This window comes from Streptomyces sp. O3 (genome assembly GCF_054788135.1).
Genome location: NZ_JBTVYK010000001.1, coordinates 167,917 through 184,285, shown reverse-complemented (window position 1 = coordinate 184,285; position 16,369 = coordinate 167,917). Strand labels below are relative to the sequence as shown.

Here is a 16,369-nt window from a genome sequence, read left to right as displayed (position 1 = left end):
TGACTTCCATGCAGCCGCCGCAGGAGCAGCCGCCGCAGGACGCGGCCTACCCCGACCACTGGGAGGCCGATGTGGTGCTGCGCGACGGGGGCACCGCCCGGATCAGGCCGATCACCAGCGCGGACGCGGAGCGGCTGGTCAGTTTCTACGAACAGGTCTCGGACGAGTCGAAGTACTACCGCTTCTTCGCGCCCTATCCACGGCTGTCCGCCAAGGACGTACACCGCTTCACGCACCACGACTACGTGGACCGGGTCGGACTCGCGGTCACGGTGGGCGGCGAGTTCATCGCGACCGTCCGCTACGACCGGATCGACGAGCACGGCCGACCGGCGTCGGCGCCCGCCGACGAGGCCGAGGTGGCGTTCCTGGTCCAGGACGCGCACCAGGGCCGGGGCGTCGCCTCCACCCTCCTGGAGCACATCGGCGCGGTCGCCCGCGAGCGGGGGGTACGCCGCTTCGTGGCCGAGGTGCTGCCCGCCAACGCCAAGATGATCAAGGTGTTCACGGACGCCGGCTACCAGCAGAAGCGCAGCTTCGAGGACGGTGTCGTCCGCCTGGAATTCGGCCTGGAGCCGACCGACCGCTCGCTCGCCGTGCAGCGCGCCCGCGAGCAGCGCGCCGAGGCGCGGTCGGTGCGGCGGCTGCTCACGCCGGGCTCGGTCGCGGTCGTCGGCGCCGGGCGGCGCCCCGGCGGCACCGGGCGCGCCATCCTGCGCAACCTCATCGCCTCGGGCTTCAGCGGCCGGGTGTACGCGGTGAACTCGGCCCTGTCCGCGGCCGAGACCTCACTGGACGGCGTCCCGGCGTACCGGTCGGTGCGCGACATCGACCCCGCCGACGCGGTGGACCTCGCGGTGATCGCGGTACCGGCCGCGCAGGTGCCCGGAGTCGTCGCTGACTGCGGTGAGCGCGGAGTGCGCGGCCTTGTGGTGATCTCCGCGGGATACGCCGAGTCGGGCGACGGCGGCCGCGAGCGGCAGCGGGAGCTGGTGCGGCAGGCCCGCTCGTACGGGATGCGGCTGTTCGGCCCGAACGCCTTCGGCGTCCTGAACACCGCCCCCGAAGCGCGGCTGAACGCCTCGCTCGCCCCGACCATGCCGATGGCCGGGCGGCTCGGCCTGTTCACCCAGTCCGGGGCGATCGGCATCGCCCTGCTGTCCGGGCTGCACCGGCGCGGTGCGGGTCTCTCGACGTTCGTGAGCGCCGGGAACCGCGCGGACGTGTCGGGCAACGACGTACTCCAGTACTGGTACGACGACCCCGACACCGACGTGGTCCTGATGTACCTGGAGTCGATCGGCAACCCGCGCAAGTTCACCCGCCTGGCACGCCGCACGGCCGCGGTGAAGCCCGTCGTCGTGGTCAAGGGGGCCCGGCACTCCGGCGCGCCGACCGGCCACGCCGTGCCGACCACACGCCTGCCGCACGCGACGGTCTCCGCGCTGCTCGGCCAGGCGGGCGTGATCCGGGTCGACACCGTCACCGAGCTCATCGACGCGGGCCTGCTCCTGGCCAGCCAGCCACTGCCCGCCGGGCCGCGGATCGCCATCCTCGGCAACTCCGAGTCGCTGGGCGTCCTCACCTACGACGCCTGCCTGGCGGAGGGGCTGCGCCCGCTGCCGCCGCGCGACCTGACGACTCGGGCGACCCCGGACGACTTCCGCCGGGGCCTCGCGGCCGCGCTCGCGGACCCCGGCTGCGACGCCGTGGTGGTCACGGCGATCCCCTGGGTGGAAGAGGACGGCAGAACCGAGTCGGGCGAGGGCGAGGCGCTGGCCGCGGCCCTCCGCGCGGCGACGGCCGACGCACCGGCCAAGCCGGTGACCGTGGTCCATGTGGAACTGGGCGGCCTGGCCGAAGCCCTGGCAGCCGCCACCAGCACAGCCCCGCCCACGGACCACCCGGACCCCACACCCCAAGCAGCCCCCGCCCCCGGCGGCGCGGGCCCGGCCTCAGGGGGCCTCGACTCGGTCGGGGGGCCAGGCGGCTTCGGCGCCGGGGCGGCAGCCGGGCGCGACGCGGGGGCTCTGGGCGGCAGCGCGGTGTCACCCACAGGCCCGGCGGGCGACGCGGACGCACCCGAGAGTCCGGGCTCACCCGAGGGCGCGGGCGGGGCACGTTCGATCCCTGCCTACCCCGCTGCCGAGCGGGCCGTGCGGGCCCTCGGAGAAGCCGTCAAGTACGCCCAGTGGCGGCGGGAGGCCGCACGGCCGGGGAAGGTGCCCGAGTCCATCGACGAGACCATCGACGAGACCGGCGCCGCCCAGCGGATCGAGCGGCTGCTCGCCGACGCGCACGGCGGCGCCAGGGGATTCGAGCTCGCCCCGGCCGACGCACACGAGCTGCTGCGCCAGTACGGGATCGAGGTACGGCAGACCCGGCCCGCGCCCGGCCCCGACGAGGCCGCGCACGCCGCCCGCCAGCTCGGCTACCCGGTCGCGCTCAAGACCACCGCGCCGCACCTGCGGCACCGCGCCGACCTCGGCGGCGTACGCCTGGATCTCGCCGACGAGACACAGCTGCGCACCGCGTACACCGAACTGACCCACGCACTCGGCAAGCCCGCCGAGCTGCGCCCGGTCGTACAGGCCATGGTGCCGCGCGGCGTGGACACCGTCGTACGGGCGGTCATCGACCCGGCAGCCGGAGCGGTGCTCTCGTTCGGCCTGGCCGGGGCCCCGTCCGAGCTGCTCGGCGACATCGCGCACCGGCTCGTCCCGGTCACCGACCGGGACGCCGAAGATCTGATCAGATCGATCAGAACGGCGCCCCTGCTGTTCGGCTGGCGCGGCTCCGCCCCCGTCGACACCGCGGCCCTCGCGGAGCTGCTCCTGCGGGTCTCCCGGCTGGTCGACGACCACCCCGAGGTCGTCGGCGTCTCCCTGGAGCCAGTGATCGTCGCCCAGCGCGGCCTCTCCGTCCTGAGCGGCTCCGTACGCCTCGCACCCCCACCGGCCCGCGACGACCTAGGCCCCCGCACCCTCCCGACGTACTGAGCCCCCGATGCGACGCGAGCCGCAGCCCACCGGCGGGACCCGGTCCGCGGGGCCAGGGCAGTCACCGCACCCCCGTAGGATGGGGTCCATGGCGAAGACCGGTACGACGACCCAGGGGCTGCGCACGGCGATCGAGCGCAGCGGCTATTACCCGGCCCTCGTGGCCGAGGCGGTGGAAGCCGCCGTCGGCGGCGAGGCGATCGCGTCGTACCTGGTGCACCAGGAGACCACCTTCGACTCCAACGAAGTGCGCCGCCATGTCACGGTCCTCGTCCTGACCGGCACCCGCTTCATCGTCAGCCACACCGACGAGCAGGCCGCCGACACCACATCGCCCACGCCGTCCGCGACCACGTCCACCGAGTCCGTCAAGATCGGCCGGATCTCCTCGGTCGTGGTCAGCCGGGTCGTCGCCAACCCCGAGAAGTACCAGCCGGGCACCCTGCCCCGCGAGGTGCTGCTGACCATCGGCTGGGGCGCCGTCTCCCGTATCGACCTGGAGCCCGCGGCCTGCGGCGACCCCAACTGCGAGGCGGACCACGGCTACACCGGCAACTCCACCGCGGACGACCTGAGCCTTCGGGTCAGCGAGGCCGGCGACGGCCCCGACACCGTGCGCCAGACCCTGGTCTTCGCCCAGGCGCTCTCCGAGGCGACCGCGGCGACCGGCACCGCCCGCTGATGGGCGCGCCCCCCGCCTGGCAGGACCCGGAACCGCTGGAGATCGCCTCCGCCCCGGTACCCGAGTACGGCAAGGGCTCGCTGGCCGACCTGCTGCCGACCCTCGCCGCCGGGTCGGGCGTACCCGGCCTGGACGCGGCCATCGCCGAGCTCGCCCCGGCCGACCGGAACTGCGTCTTCCTGATCGACGGCCTCGGCTGGGAGCAACTGCGCGCCCACCCGGACGAGGCGCCGTTCCTCACCTCGCTCCTCGCGAGCTCCCGCGGCGGCACCGGCCGCCCGATCACCGCCGGTTTCCCCGCCACCACCGCGACCTCGCTGGCCTCCGTCGGCACCGGCCTGCCACCCGGCGACCACGGCCTGCCCGGCTACACCGTGCGCAACCCGGCCACCGGCGAGCTGATGAACCAGCTCCGCTGGAACCCCTGGACCCAGCCTCGGCTGTGGCAGCCGCACCCCACCGTCTTCCAGCTCGCCGACGAGGCGGGCGTACACACCGCCCAGGTCTCGTCGCCGTCCTTCCGCGACACCCCCCTCACCAAGATCGCGCTCAGCGGCGGCTCCTTCCACGGGAGGCTCTCCGGCGAGGAGCGGATGGACCTCGCCGCCGGCCAACTCGCCGCGGGTGACCGCTCACTCGTCTACACCTACTACGCGGAAGTGGACGGCAAGGGCCACCGCTTCGGCGTCGACTCCGACGCCTGGCGCGGCCAGCTGATGTACGTGGACCGACTGGTCCAGCGGCTGGCCGAGCAACTCCCGCCGCGCTCCGCGCTCTACGTCACCGCCGACCACGGCATGGTCGACATCCCCTTCGACGAGCGGTCCCGCATCGACTTCGACGAGGACTGGGAACTGAGCGCCGGAGTCGCCCTGCTGGGCGGCGAGGGCCGCGCCCGCCACGTGTACGCGGTGCCGGGCGCGGAGGCGGACGTACTGACCTGCTGGCGCGAGGTGCTCGGCGAGCAGTTCTGGGTGGCGGGCCGCGACGAGGCGATCGCCGCCGGCTGGTTCGGGCCGCACGTCGACGACCGCGTACACGGCCGCCTGGGCGATGTGATCGCCGCGGCCCGCGACGACGTCGTGATCACCGCCTCCGAACGGGAGCCCAAGGAGTCGCTGATGGTCGGCAACCACGGCTCCATGACCCCCGCCGAGCAGCTCGTCCCGCTCCTCGAAGTACGCTCCTGAAACCTGAAAGGCCTTCAACTCCCCATGCCCGAGCTGGTGTTCTTCTCCGGAACCATGGACTGTGGGAAGAGCACGCTGGCGCTGCAGATCGGACACAACCGCTCCGCTCGCGGCCTCCAAGGCGTGATCTTCACACGGGACGACCGGGCGGGCGAGGGCAAACTCTCGTCCCGCCTCGGCCTGGTCACCGACGCGATCGAGGCCGACGAGGGCATGGATCTGTACGCCTACCTCGTCGACCACATCTCACGCGGCGGCCGCGCGGACTATGTGATCGTCGACGAGGCGCAGTTCCTCGCCCCCGGCCAGATCGACCAACTCGCCCGCGTCGTAGATGACCTGGAACTGGACGTCTTCGCCTTCGGAATCACCACCGACTTCCGGTCCAAGCTGTTCCCCGGCTCGCAGCGCCTGATCGAGCTGGCCGACCGTCTGGAGGCGCTCCAGGTCGAGGCGTTGTGCTGGTGCGGCTCGCGCGCCACGCACAACGCCCGTACGGTCGGCGGCGAGATGGTCGTCGAAGGCGCCCAGGTGGTGGTCGGCGACGTCAACCAGCCAGCGGGCGAGGTCGGTTACGAGGTCCTGTGCCGACGCCACCACCGCCGCCGGATGACCAGCGCCACCGCCCACGCGGCCGCGCTCTCCCCGGACGTCCTGCCGGTGACGTCAGCGAGTTGACCGTACGACGGTGAAGACCGCGCCCTCCGGGTCCGCGACGGTCGCCATCCGCCCGTGCCCGCTGTCGCGCGCGGGCCGCAGCACCCGGCCGCCCAGCTCGACGACCCGCCGCACGGTGTGGTCGGTGTCCTCGACCTCGAAGTACGTCATCCAGTGCGCGCCGACATCGTGCGGCAGGGCGCTTCCGACGCCGTGCAACCCGGCCACCGGCCGCCCCTGGAGATGGAGCGTCAGATAGTCGAAGTCGGCCGACACGACGGCCTCCTCCTCGTACCCGAAGAGGTGCTGGTAGAACTTGCCGACCGACGCGGTGTCCCGCGTGACGAGTTCGTTCCAGACCGGCGTGCCCGGCACCCCCTTCACGGTCGCCCCCGCATGCTTGGCGGCCTGCCAGATGCCGAACACGGCACCCGCCGGGTCGGAGGCGATGGCCAGTCGCCCGGCCTCTCCGGCGTCCAGTGGACCCACCGCGAGGGTGCCGCCGCAGTGCCGGATCATCTCGGCCGTGTCATCCGCGTCGTCCGTCGCCAGATAGGGCGTCCAGGCGATCGGCAGGTGCCGGTCGCCTGGGAGTTGGCCGATCCCGGCGACCTCCGCGCCGTCAAGGAGCGCACGGACGTACGGACCCAGCTGCTGCGGTCCCGGCAGGAACTCCCAGCCGAACAGCGCGCGGTAGAACTCCTGGGTGGCGGCCATGCCGTGCACCATCAAACTCTCCCAGCACGGCGTGCCGGGTGTGTGCCGAGCTGCGGACTCGGTCATCGTCACTCTCTCCTCATGGCACAGGCGAGGTCGGCTTGATCCGCCGGACAGACCCTAACGGCCTCCGGGCGGGGCGGCCAGACCTTGCGCAAGGATGTGGCCATGAATGCCATCATCTCCGCATCCGAACTCGCGGTCGACCTGACGGGTGACTACCCACCGGTAGTCCTGGATATCCGCTACCAGCTGGGCGGGCCGCACGGCCGTCCCGCGTACGAGGCCGGGCACATCCCCGGCGCGGTCTTCGTCGACCTGGACGCCGAACTGGCCGGACCACCCGGCTCCGGTGGCCGCCACCCGCTGCCGGACCTGGAGGTCTTCGGTACGGCGATGCGGGCGGCCGGGGTCCGCGCGGGGCGCCCGGTGGTGGTGTACGACGGCGGCCAGGGCTGGGCCGCGGCGCGCGCGTGGTGGCTGCTGCGCTGGACAGGGCACACAGATGTCCGAGTCCTGGACGGGGGGCTCGCTGTGTGGGACGGGCCGCTCTCCGACTCGCCGCCGTCACCGGCACCGGGTGACTTCGTCCCCGTACCCGGAGCCCTGCCCCTCCTCGACGCGGACGGGGCGGCCGAGCTGGCCCGGACCGGGGTGCTGCTGGACGCGCGGGCGGGGGAGCGCTACCGGGGCGAGGTGGAGCCGATCGACCCGGTGGCCGGTCACATTCCGGGCGCGGTGTCGGCCCCGACGACCGAGAACGTCGACGCGACCGGTCGGTTCCTGCCGCCCGCGACGCTGGCCGCGCGCTTTGAGCGGCTTGGTGCGGGTGGGGCGGTCGAGGTCGGTGTGTACTGCGGGTCGGGGGTCTCGGCGGCGCAGGAAGTGCTGGCGCTTGCGGTTGCGGGTGTTCCGGCTGCGCTGTACGCGGGTTCCTGGTCGGAGTGGATCTCCGACCCCACCCGCCCCGTAGCAACGGGCCCAGCCCCCGGCTAGGGGCACCACCCCTGGTTTCACGGGGTGCCCCGTGTCCCCCTCAGGGGGGAGGGTGTCGCCCTGCGGCCCTGTCGGAGCGGTCACCGGGGTCGGTGGGGTTGTGCCCACCCGTTCCGCCCTGCGGAACGTATGCCCACAACGGGAAGACGCTCGCCGGCGTGAGGGGGTGGGGTGGGGGGTGGGAGCGGAGCGGGGACTGTGACCTGGGCAGCACGCGGTTCGCAGCTTCCGGGCAACCAGTCGCCGTGAGCACGTACCCCCCCCCCCACCCCCGACCCACCACGAACAGAACGCACGCACCGCCGCGCTCAGCCGATCTCCAGCGGATCGATCCGGATCCGCACAGCCTCCCCCGCACCCCCCACCCCCCGCACCGCACGCGCCATCCGCCCCGCCTGCGCCGCCTTCAACGCCGCCGCCAACGCCGCCCCACTCCCCGGCGGCACCCGCACCAACGCCCGCACCCACAGCTCCCCCGACGGCGGCCCCCCCGGCCGCACGACCGGTGCCGCCACCGGCACCGGCACCGGCCCCAACACCTCAGCGTCCCCCGGCAACCCAGCCCCCGCAAGGAACTCCGCCACCGCCTCCGGCCGCCCCGACACCGCCGCCATCCGCGACACCGGCGGAAACCCCAACTCCGCCCGGTCCGCCAACTCCCGCACCGCGTGCCCCACCGGATCCCACCGCACCAGCGCCTGCACAGGCCGCAACGTCGGCTCAGCCACCACGACCACGGCACCCCCCGCCCCCTGCGGCCGCACCAACGCCGCGGCCCCGATCCAGCGGCGCAACGCCTCCTCCCCCGCCCGCAGATCGGGCCGCCCCAGCATCGCCCACCCGTCGAGCAGCAGCGCGGCCGCGTACCCCCCGTCCGCGACCGGCTCGGCCCCCGGCGTGGACACCACCAGCGCGGGCTCCGCCGACACCGTGTCCAGCACCTGCTCACGCCCGGACGTCCGCACCGGCACCGCGGGAAAGGCCCGCCCCAGCTCCTCCGCCGTACGCCTGGCCCCCACCACCTGGGCCCGCAGCCGGAACCCTCCGCACTCGGGGCAGTGCCACTCGGACTCGGCCCGCCCGCACCACCCACAGCACAGCGCCCCGGCGGCACCCCGAGCACCCCCCGCTCCCCGCGCTCCCCCCGCTCCCCGCGCTCCCCGCGCTCCCCGCGCTCCCCGCGCCTCCAACGCCTCCAGCGGCCCCGCACACTCCCGGCAGCGCGCGGCCGCCCGACACCGCTCGCAGGCCAGCCGGGGCACATACCCACGCCGCGGCACCTGTACCAGCACAGGGCCGTGCGCCAACGCCTCCCGCACCACCCGCCAGGCCAGCGTCGGCAGCCGCGCCGCCCGCGCGGCCTCATCCCTGGCCAGATCCTGATCTCCCACGGTGCGCACCAGCGGCGCGGCACCGCGAACCTGCTCCCGCCCAGCGACCAGTGGCCGCGCCCACCCGCTCTCCACCAGCTGCGCCGCCTCCACGGTGCAGCTCCAGCTTCCCACCAGGAACCCGCACTTATCCGTCGCCGCACGCAGCTGCAACACCTCGCGCGCATGCGGCTGCGGGGCATGCGGCTCACTGAGGCTGCTATCCCCGTCCTCCCACACAGCGACAAGCCCCAGATCGCGCACCGGCGCGAACATGGCGGCCCGTGTCCCGACCACCGCGCGCACCGACCCGCGCCGCACGGCGAGCCACTCCCGGTACCGCTTCTCGGGCCCGGCGTCGGCGGTGAGCACGGCGTGCCTGCCCGCGCCGAGCAGGGCGGTCAACGCGGCGTCCACCCTCCCGACACCCCGCCCGTCCGGCACGACGACCAGCACGCCGCGCCCCGACGCCAGCGTCGCCGCCACCGCGCGCGCCAGCTCGTCGGCCCACTGCGGCCCCGGCAGCGCGTTCCATACGGCGCGGGGCGCCCCGCCCCGCGCCAGCGCCCGCAGAAAGGCCTCCCCCTGGCCGTACCGCACCCAGGTGCCCGGCTCGGGCGCGGCGGGCGGCGGCAGCGGCGCGGGCGATTCCCGCCCTTCCGCGCGCGCGTTCCTGGGCGGTACGGCCAGCTGCAGCACATCCGCGAGGCTCCCCGCGTACCGGTCGGCGACCGCCCGCGCCAGCCCGAGCAGCTCCGCGCTCAGCACCGGCTCGGGCGACACCACCTGCGCCAGCGCCGCCAGCGGCCCCGCGTAGTCCGACTCGGCACTCCGCTCCACGAGAAAGCCGCTGATCAGCCCCCCGCCCTCGCGCCGCCCCCCGTGCACCCGATGCTGCCCGGCCCCGAACCGCACCCGCACCCGTACCCCCGGCTGCGCGTCGGCGTCCAGTTCCTCGGGTACCGCGTAGTCGAAGTAGCGGTCCAGATGCAGCACGCCCTTGTCCACCAGTACCCGTGCGACCGGCAGTTCCTTGGCCAGCGGCGCCCCCCGCCAGGTCCGCGGCTTGGCCCGCGGCACCTTGGCCTCCCGTACGGTCTCCCGAATGAGCGCAAGCTGCTCCGGCCGGGGGGCGCCCCCCGGCTCCGTTTCGTCCGGCCGACCGTTCCCGCTGCTCACAGCCCCATCCCTACCAGACCCCACTGACACTCGCCCCGGGCACGGCGAAGGCGCGGCCCTCCCCACCGGAAGAACCGCGCCTCACCACAACCCTCAGACCACAGCCCTCAAGCCACAGCCCTCAAAGCAAGCAAGCACCACCGACAAACCTACAAACCAGCAGCCTGCCGCAGCGCGTCCACCCGGTCGGTGCGCTCCCAGGTGAAGTCCGGCAGGTCACGCCCGAAGTGCCCGTACGCGGCCGTCTGGGCGTAGATCGGGCGCAGCAGGTCCAGGTCGCGGATGATCGCGGCCGGGCGGAGGTCGAAGACGGTCGAGATGGCGGCCTCGATCTTGTCGACGTCGACCGTGTTCGTGCCGAAGGTCTCGACGAACAGGCCGACCGGCTCGGCCTTGCCGATGGCGTACGCGACCTGCACCTCGCACCGGGACGCGAGGCCAGCCGCCACCACGTTCTTGGCGACCCAGCGCATCGCGTACGCGGCGGACCGGTCGACCTTGGACGCGTCCTTGCCGGAGAACGCGCCGCCGCCGTGCCGCGCCATGCCGCCGTACGTGTCGATGATGATCTTCCGGCCGGTCAGGCCCGCGTCGCCCATCGGACCGCCGATCTCGAACCGGCCGGTCGGGTTCACCAGCAGCCGGTAGCCGTCGGTCTCCAGCTTGATCCCGGCCTCGACGAGCGCCTTCAGCTCGGGCTCGACCACGAACTCGCGGATGTCGGGGGCCAGCAGCGAGTCCAGGTCGATGTCGCTGGCGTGCTGCGAGGAGACGACGACCGTGTCCAGACGGACCGCCTTGTCGCCGTCGTACTCGATGGTGACCTGGGTCTTGCCGTCCGGGCGCAGGTACGGGATGGTGCCGTTCTTGCGGACGTCGGACAGGCGCTTGGACAGCCGGTGGGCGAGGTGGATCGGCAGCGGCATCAGGTCGGGCGTCTCGTCCGACGCGTAGCCGAACATCAGGCCCTGGTCGCCCGCGCCCTGCTTGTCCAGCTCGTCCTCGTCGCCCTCGACCCGCTTCTCGTACGCGGTGTCGACCCCCTGCGCGATGTCCGGGGACTGGGCGCCGATGGACACCGAGACGCCGCAGGAGGCGCCGTCGAAGCCCTTCTTGGAGGAGTCGTAGCCGATGTCGAGGATCTTGTCGCGGACCAGCGTCGCGATGTCGGCGTACGCCTTGGTCGTGACCTCACCGGCCACGTGAACCTGTCCGGTGGTGATCAGCGTCTCGACGGCGACGCGGGAGGACGGGTCCTCCCGCAGAAGGGCGTCGAGAATGGTGTCGCTGATCTGGTCAGCGATCTTGTCGGGGTGACCCTCGGTCACGGACTCCGAGGTGAAGAGACGACGGGACACAACGCTCCCTGGGGTTGCAGCGGCTGCTGGCTGATCATTGGCGGAACGTCCGGGAGCTGCGCCCGGAGTCGTTCCGAGACCAGTTTATCGGTCATTACCGGTCCTTGGCCCTCGTGTCTCGCTAGATGGGCCCTGTGACCTGCGGCACTGCATTCTGCGACACAAGGACGGGCCTCCACCAGAGGGCCCGCGCCCGGATTTCCTGGGTTTAGGGAGGCTGGCGGGGCAAAGTTCCCCTTCACCGGAAAGGTTCTCCTTCACCGGAAACAGGCGGATCCCAGCGCCGGGGAACCCGCGGATCCCCGGCGGATCACCCGAAACGCACCGAGACGAGATCCCACACGGTGTCGGCGAGCACCTCCTTGGGCCCGTACGGCACCGGGGTCTCGCTGCCGTCCGCGCCGAGCACCAGGGCCTCGCTCTCCTCCGCGCCGAAGGTCTTGCGCTCCCCCACCTCGTTGACGACGAGCAGGTCACAGCCCTTGCGGGCGAGCTTGGCGCGGCCGTTGGCGAGGACGTCGTCGGTTTCGGCGGCGAAGCCGACGACGACCTGACCCGGCCGGGCGCGCTCGGCGGAGATCTCGGCGAGGATGTCCGGATTGCGGACGAGCGCGACGGGGTCCGGCTCCCGCCCGTCCTGCTTCTTGATCTTCCCTCCGGCGTAGGCGGCGGGGCGGAAGTCCGCCACGGCCGCGGCCATCACCACCGCGTCCGCGTCCGGCGCGGCCTTCAGTACGGCCTCCCGCAGCTGTACGGCGGTCCCGACCCGTACGACGTCGACCCCGGCCGGGTCGGGCAGCTCCGCGTTGGCGGAGAGCAGCGTGACCCGCGCGCCGCGTGCCGCGGCGGTGCGGGCGAGCGCGTACCCCTGCTTGCCGGACGAGCGGTTGCCCAGGAAGCGCACGGGGTCCAGGGGCTCCCTGGTGCCGCCCGCGCTGATCACCACATGACGCCCGGCGAGGTCGGGTTCGGCCGTGCCGTGGGCCTGGCTCTGCCGTCGGAGGACGCGGCGGCAGACCTCGAAGATCTCGCCGGGGTCGGGCAGGCGGCCCTTGCCGGTGTCCACGCCGGTCAGGCGGCCGACGGCGGGCTCGATGACGACGGCGCCCCGGCGGCGCAGGGTGGCGACGTTCTCCTGGGTGGCGGGGTGCTCCCACATCTCGGTGTGCATCGCGGGGGCGAACAGCACCGGGCAGCGGGCGGTCAGCAGGGTGTTGGTGAGCAGGTCGTCGGCGAGGCCGTGCGCCGCCTTGGCCAGCATGTCGGCGGTGGCCGGTGCGACCACGACCAGGTCGGCGGACTGCCCGATCCGCACATGCGGCACCTCGTGCACGTCGGACCAGACCTCGTCCGACACCGGATGCCCGGACAGCGCCGCCCAGGTCGGCGCGCCCACGAACTCCAGTGCGGCCGCGGTCGGCACGACCCGTACGTCGTGTCCGGACTCGGCCAGCCGTCGCAGCAGCTCACACGCCTTGTAGGCGGCGATGCCGCCGCTGACGCCCAGAACGACCTTCGGCTTACCCACAGCGTCTCCCCGCACTCTCACTCGGACTCGGAACCCGTAGACCCATGACACACCACAGGCCCGGCAGTCGCGCTGCCGGGCCTGTGGTGAAGTCTCGCGAGTCTCGCGCTACTGCGCCGGGCCCTCGATGGGCTCGGAGGTCAGCAGACCCGCGTTGATCTCGCGGAGGGAGATCGAGAGCGGCTTCTCGTGGACGTGGGTGTCCACCAGCGGACCGACGTACTCGAGGAGGCCCTCGCCGAGCTGCGAGTAGTACGCGTTGATCTGGCGCGCGCGCTTGGCGGCGTAGATGACCAGGCTGTACTTGGAGTCGGTGGCCTCGAGGAGCTCATCGATCGGCGGGTTGATGATGCCCTCGGGCGCGGTCATGGAAGAGGACACGATCTACCTTCCGAAAGGGGGTGAAAAACAGAAATCGGCCAACGTAATCAGCCAACGTTCATCAAGGCTAGCAGCTCACGGGCCACGTCCTCGACGGAGGTGTTGACCAGGGTGGTGTCGAACTCGGACTCGGCCGCGAGCTCGATCCTGGCCGCCGCGAGCCGGCGCTCGATGACCTCGGGGGCCTCGGTGCCGCGGCCGGTGAGCCGGCGCACCAGTTCCTCCCAGTCCGGCGGGGCGAGGAAGACCAGCTGGGCCTCCGGCATCGACTCGCGGACCAGCCGCGCGCCCTGGAGGTCAATCTCAAGCAGCACCGGCTCGCCGTTCTCCAGCCGGTCCAGGACGGCCTGCCGCGGGGTGCCGTAGCGGTTGCCCGCGAACTGGGCCCACTCCAGGAGCTCCCCGTTGGCGATCAGCTTGTCCATCTCCTCGTCGGTGACGAAGAAGTACTGGACGCCGTGCTGCTCGCCGGGGCGCGGCTTGCGCGTGGTGGCCGAGACCGACAGCCAGACCTCGGGGTGTTCCTTGCGCATGTGGGCGACGACCGTGCTCTTGCCGACCCCGGAGGGGCCGGAGAGCACGGTCAGCCGTGGACGTACGTCCGGGGGTTCGGGGGTCGCCCCCTGGGATGTTGCAGCCATGCAGCGATTATCCAGGTTCTCAGGGGTGCCCGAGACCGCCGAGCGGGGTCGGCCTGGTCCGCCGGAGGGCCCTTAGGCGGCACCGCCGCCGAACTCACGCTCCAGGGACGCGATCTGGTTGGAACCGAGCCCTCGCACGCGACGGCTCTCGGAGATGCCCAGGCGCTCCATGATCTGCTTCGCGCGGACCTTGCCCACGCCGGGCAGTGATTCCAGCAGGGCGGAGACCTTCATCTTGCCGATGACATCGTTCTCCTGGCCCTGCTTGATGACCTCGTGAAGAGACGCGCCGGAATGCTTGAGTCGATTCTTCACCTCGGCCCGCTCCCGGCGAGCCGCGGCGGCCTTTTCGAGCGCGGCTGCGCGCTGTTCAGGGGTAAGGGGCGGAAGAGCCACGCCTACGTCACCTCAGTTGTCGAACTGTCGGATACGGACCGGTGAGGAACCTAGTCGCCCCACACCTGGGGAGCAACGAGCAAAACGCCAGCTCGTGCACTCCCGTCGGAGACTAGCGGCCATGGCCGCTCTCGTCAGCGAGAACAGCGGAAAAGTCCTGGTCAGCCTCTGTTGAACTATACATTTCCGGCAAATCGACCTGGATTTTACCCAGCTGGCGCCCAGCTGGTGCCCAGCCGGTGCTCAGCTGGCGCTCAGCTCGCCCCGACGGCCGCCCGTACCTCGTCAGCGAACCGCGCCGCCGACTCGCGCAGCGCGGCGGCGTCCGGTCCGTGCCGGAGCACGCCCCGGCTGACGTTCGGCACGACGTTGCGCACGGCCGCCCCGAACACCCCTGGCAGATCGGCTGGTGCGGCGCCTTGCGCGCCGATCCCCGGTGCCAGCAGCGGCCCGTCGATGTCCAGGTCGTACCGCGACAGGTCGCCGAGCGTCGCGCCGACCACGGCCCCGAAGGAGCCCAGGGGCGCGCCGTCCGCGTGCTGACCGCCCGCGCCGCCCTTCACGCCCGCCGCGTCCGCAGCGTCCACCGCGTCCGCCGCGTTCTCGGCGGCCAGCCGGGCCAGCATCGTCGCCCCGACGTCCCGTCCGTCCGCCCGCAGCGCGTGCTGCACCTCGCCGCCCTCGGGGTTGGAGGTGAGCGCCAGGACGAACAGCCCCGTCCCGCTCTCCCGCGCCAGATCCACCGCGGGCTTCAGCGACCCGTACCCGAGGTACGGCGACACCGTCAGCGCGTCCGAGAACAGCGGCGCGCCCTCGCGCAGGAAGGTCTCCGCGTACGCGGCCATCGTGGACCCGATGTCGCCGCGCTTGGCGTCCATCACGACCAGCGCGCCGGCGTCCCGCGCCTCCGCCACGGACTTCTCCAGTACGGCGATCCCGCGCGACCCGAAGCGCTCGAAGAACGCCGACTGCGGCTTGAGCACGGCGACCCGGTCGGCCAGCGCCTCCACGACCGTGCGCGAGAAGCGCTCCAGGCCCTGGATGTCGTCGTTCAGCCCCCAGGACTCGAGCAGCGCGGCATGCGGGTCGATGCCGACGCACAGCGGCCCGCGCTCGTCCATGGCCCGGCGCAGCCGCGCGCCGAAGGGTTCCGGGGTCATGCTGATGCCTGCTTTCTGACGTCGGCGCCGACCGCGTCGGCGAGGGTGGCGTACGGGCTGTCGCGCAGCCGGGCCGCGAGGCCGCGGTGCAGCGCGCGCATCCAGAACGGGCCCTCGTAGACGAAGGCGCTGTAGCCCTGGACCAGGGTGGCGCCCGCGAGGATGCGCTGCCAGGCGTCCTCTGCGGTCTCGACGCCCCCGACGCCCACCAGGGTGAGATCGTCCCCCACGCGCGCGTAGAGGCGGCGCAGCACCTCCAGGGAGCGTTCCTTGACCGGTGCGCCGGACAGCCCGCCGGTCTCCGCGACCAGCGCGGCGTCCGACCGCAGCCCGAGCCCGTCGCGCGCGATGGTGGTGTTGGTGGCGATGATGCCGTCCAGGCCGAGTTCGACGGCCAGGTCGGCGACGGCGTCGATGTCCGCGTCGGCCAGATCGGGGGCGATCTTGACGAGCAGCGGCACCCGGCGCTCGGGCACGCTGCGGTCGGCCGCCTCGCGGACGGCGGTGAGCAGCGGGCGCAGGTGCTCGACGGCCTGGAGGTCGCGCAGTCCGGGCGTGTTCGGCGAGGACACGTTCACCACGAGGTAGTCGGCGTGCCGGGCCAGCCGCTCGGTGGACTTCACGTAGTCGCCGGCCGCCTCCTCCTCGGGGACGACCTTGGTCTTGCCGATGTTGACGCCCACGGTGGTCCGGAACACGGGCGTACGGGCGGCCAGCCGCTCTGCGACGGCGGCCGAGCCCTCGTTGTTGAAGCCCATGCGGTTGATCAGCGCACGGTCCGGTACGAGGCGGAACAGCCGCTTCTTGGGGTTGCCGGGCTGCGGTTCGCCCGTGACGGTGCCGATCTCGACGTGGTCGAAGCCCAGCATCGCCATGCCGTCGACCGCGACGGCGTTCTTGTCGAATCCGGCCGCGAGCCCGATCGGCCCGTGCATCCGCAGGCCCAGGGCCTCGGTGCGCAGCTCCTTGACGCGGGGCGCGAGCACGGCCGCGGCGAAGGTGCGCAGGACGGGGACGCGGGCGGCGAGCCGGATCCAGCGGAAGGCCAGATGGTGGGCGCGCTCGGGGTCCATCCGCTGGAAGACCAGCCGGAAGAGGAGTGTGTACATCAGTGC

General features: G+C 72.9%; 14 protein-coding genes. 5 read left to right on the top strand and 9 right to left on the bottom strand.

Going from position 1 to position 16,369, the window contains the following annotated elements; all coding sequences use genetic code 11:
* Positions 1–8: 8 nt before the first annotated feature.
* The 4 genes from ACX6XY_RS00890 (at position 9) to ACX6XY_RS00875 (ending at position 5,549) form a co-directional block, all read left to right on the top strand.
* On the top strand, positions 9–2,999 hold the full coding sequence (locus ACX6XY_RS00890) for a bifunctional acetate--CoA ligase family protein/GNAT family N-acetyltransferase (RefSeq protein WP_460325162.1): 2,991 nt from the start codon (positions 9–11) through the stop codon (positions 2,997–2,999).
* A gap of 88 nt (positions 3,000–3,087) precedes the next feature.
* On the top strand, positions 3,088–3,681 hold the full coding sequence (locus ACX6XY_RS00885; protein WP_460325160.1) for a DUF5998 family protein: 594 nt from the start codon (positions 3,088–3,090) through the stop codon (positions 3,679–3,681).
* Positions 3,681–4,871 (top strand): alkaline phosphatase family protein, encoded by a 1,191-nt coding sequence (locus tag ACX6XY_RS00880; RefSeq protein ID WP_460325158.1) that lies wholly within the window; start codon positions 3,681–3,683, stop codon positions 4,869–4,871. Before ACX6XY_RS00885 ends, ACX6XY_RS00880 begins: the two co-directional genes overlap by 1 nt.
* Before the next feature lie 24 nt (positions 4,872–4,895).
* A complete protein-coding gene (locus ACX6XY_RS00875; RefSeq protein WP_460325156.1) occupies positions 4,896–5,549 on the top strand; it encodes a thymidine kinase in 654 nt (217 codons plus the stop codon).
* Here the strand turns inward: ACX6XY_RS00875 and ACX6XY_RS00870 are convergent.
* A complete protein-coding gene (locus ACX6XY_RS00870) occupies positions 5,538–6,311 on the bottom strand; it encodes a VOC family protein (protein ID WP_460325154.1) in 774 nt (257 codons plus the stop codon). The genes ACX6XY_RS00875 and ACX6XY_RS00870 overlap by 12 nt on opposite strands.
* Positions 6,312–6,413: 102 nt before the next feature.
* Here ACX6XY_RS00870 and ACX6XY_RS00865 point away from each other — a divergent pair, with 102 nt between their 5' ends.
* Complete coding sequence (locus ACX6XY_RS00865) at positions 6,414–7,241, top strand: sulfurtransferase (RefSeq protein ID WP_460325152.1); 828 nt, start codon at positions 6,414–6,416, stop codon at positions 7,239–7,241.
* 308 nt (positions 7,242–7,549) lie between these two features.
* Here the strand turns inward: ACX6XY_RS00865 and ACX6XY_RS00860 are convergent, their stop codons facing one another.
* From ACX6XY_RS00860 to ACX6XY_RS00825, 8 genes are all read right to left on the bottom strand, one after another.
* Positions 7,550–9,790 carry a primosomal protein N' gene (locus tag ACX6XY_RS00860; RefSeq protein ID WP_460325150.1) on the bottom strand — a complete coding sequence of 747 codons (2,241 nt, stop codon included), beginning with the start codon at positions 9,788–9,790 and terminating at the stop codon, positions 7,550–7,552.
* Between the two features lie 149 nt (positions 9,791–9,939).
* Positions 9,940–11,148 (bottom strand): methionine adenosyltransferase, encoded by a 1,209-nt coding sequence (gene metK, locus ACX6XY_RS00855; RefSeq protein WP_460325148.1) that lies wholly within the window; start codon positions 11,146–11,148, stop codon positions 9,940–9,942.
* A 310-nt stretch (positions 11,149–11,458) separates the two neighbouring features.
* Positions 11,459–12,676, bottom strand: coding sequence for a bifunctional phosphopantothenoylcysteine decarboxylase/phosphopantothenate--cysteine ligase CoaBC (gene coaBC / locus ACX6XY_RS00850; protein WP_460325147.1), 1,218 nt, complete (start codon positions 12,674–12,676; stop codon positions 11,459–11,461).
* Between the two features lie 108 nt (positions 12,677–12,784).
* Positions 12,785–13,057, bottom strand: coding sequence for a DNA-directed RNA polymerase subunit omega (gene rpoZ / locus ACX6XY_RS00845; protein ID WP_156721468.1), 273 nt, complete (start codon positions 13,055–13,057; stop codon positions 12,785–12,787).
* Between the two features lie 47 nt (positions 13,058–13,104).
* Entirely contained in the window at positions 13,105–13,698 is a 594-nt protein-coding gene (gmk, locus tag ACX6XY_RS00840; RefSeq protein WP_460325144.1) for a guanylate kinase, read from the bottom strand.
* Positions 13,699–13,770: 72 nt separating this feature from the next.
* Positions 13,771–14,094, bottom strand: coding sequence for an integration host factor (locus tag ACX6XY_RS00835; protein ID WP_005319887.1), 324 nt, complete (start codon positions 14,092–14,094; stop codon positions 13,771–13,773).
* Positions 14,095–14,348: 254 nt separating this feature from the next.
* Entirely contained in the window at positions 14,349–15,254 is a 906-nt protein-coding gene (pyrF, locus tag ACX6XY_RS00830; protein WP_460325142.1) for an orotidine-5'-phosphate decarboxylase, read from the bottom strand.
* On the bottom strand, positions 15,251–16,363 hold the full coding sequence (locus ACX6XY_RS00825) for a quinone-dependent dihydroorotate dehydrogenase (RefSeq protein WP_460325140.1): 1,113 nt from the start codon (positions 16,361–16,363) through the stop codon (positions 15,251–15,253). Before ACX6XY_RS00825 ends, pyrF begins: the two co-directional genes overlap by 4 nt.
* Between the last annotated feature and the right edge of the window lie 6 nt (positions 16,364–16,369).

Excerpts from the sequence above, each read along its gene's own strand:
- ACX6XY_RS00890 (WP_460325162.1), top strand. The coding sequence starts at position 9 with ATGCAGCCGCCGCAGGAGCAGCCGCCGCAGGACGCGGCCTACCCCGAC.
- ACX6XY_RS00885 (WP_460325160.1), top strand. The coding sequence starts at position 3,088 with ATGGCGAAGACCGGTACGACGACCCAGGGGCTGCGCACGGCGATCGAG.
- ACX6XY_RS00880 (WP_460325158.1), top strand. The coding sequence starts at position 3,681 with ATGGGCGCGCCCCCCGCCTGGCAGGACCCGGAACCGCTGGAGATCGCC.
- ACX6XY_RS00875 (WP_460325156.1), top strand. The coding sequence starts at position 4,896 with ATGCCCGAGCTGGTGTTCTTCTCCGGAACCATGGACTGTGGGAAGAGC.
- ACX6XY_RS00870 (WP_460325154.1), bottom strand. The coding sequence starts at position 6,311 with ATGACCGAGTCCGCAGCTCGGCACACACCCGGCACGCCGTGCTGGGAG.
- ACX6XY_RS00865 (WP_460325152.1), top strand. The coding sequence starts at position 6,414 with ATGAATGCCATCATCTCCGCATCCGAACTCGCGGTCGACCTGACGGGT.
- gmk (WP_460325144.1), bottom strand. The coding sequence starts at position 13,698 with ATGGCTGCAACATCCCAGGGGGCGACCCCCGAACCCCCGGACGTACGT.
- pyrF (WP_460325142.1), bottom strand. The coding sequence starts at position 15,254 with ATGACCCCGGAACCCTTCGGCGCGCGGCTGCGCCGGGCCATGGACGAG.
- ACX6XY_RS00825 (WP_460325140.1), bottom strand. The coding sequence starts at position 16,363 with ATGTACACACTCCTCTTCCGGCTGGTCTTCCAGCGGATGGACCCCGAG.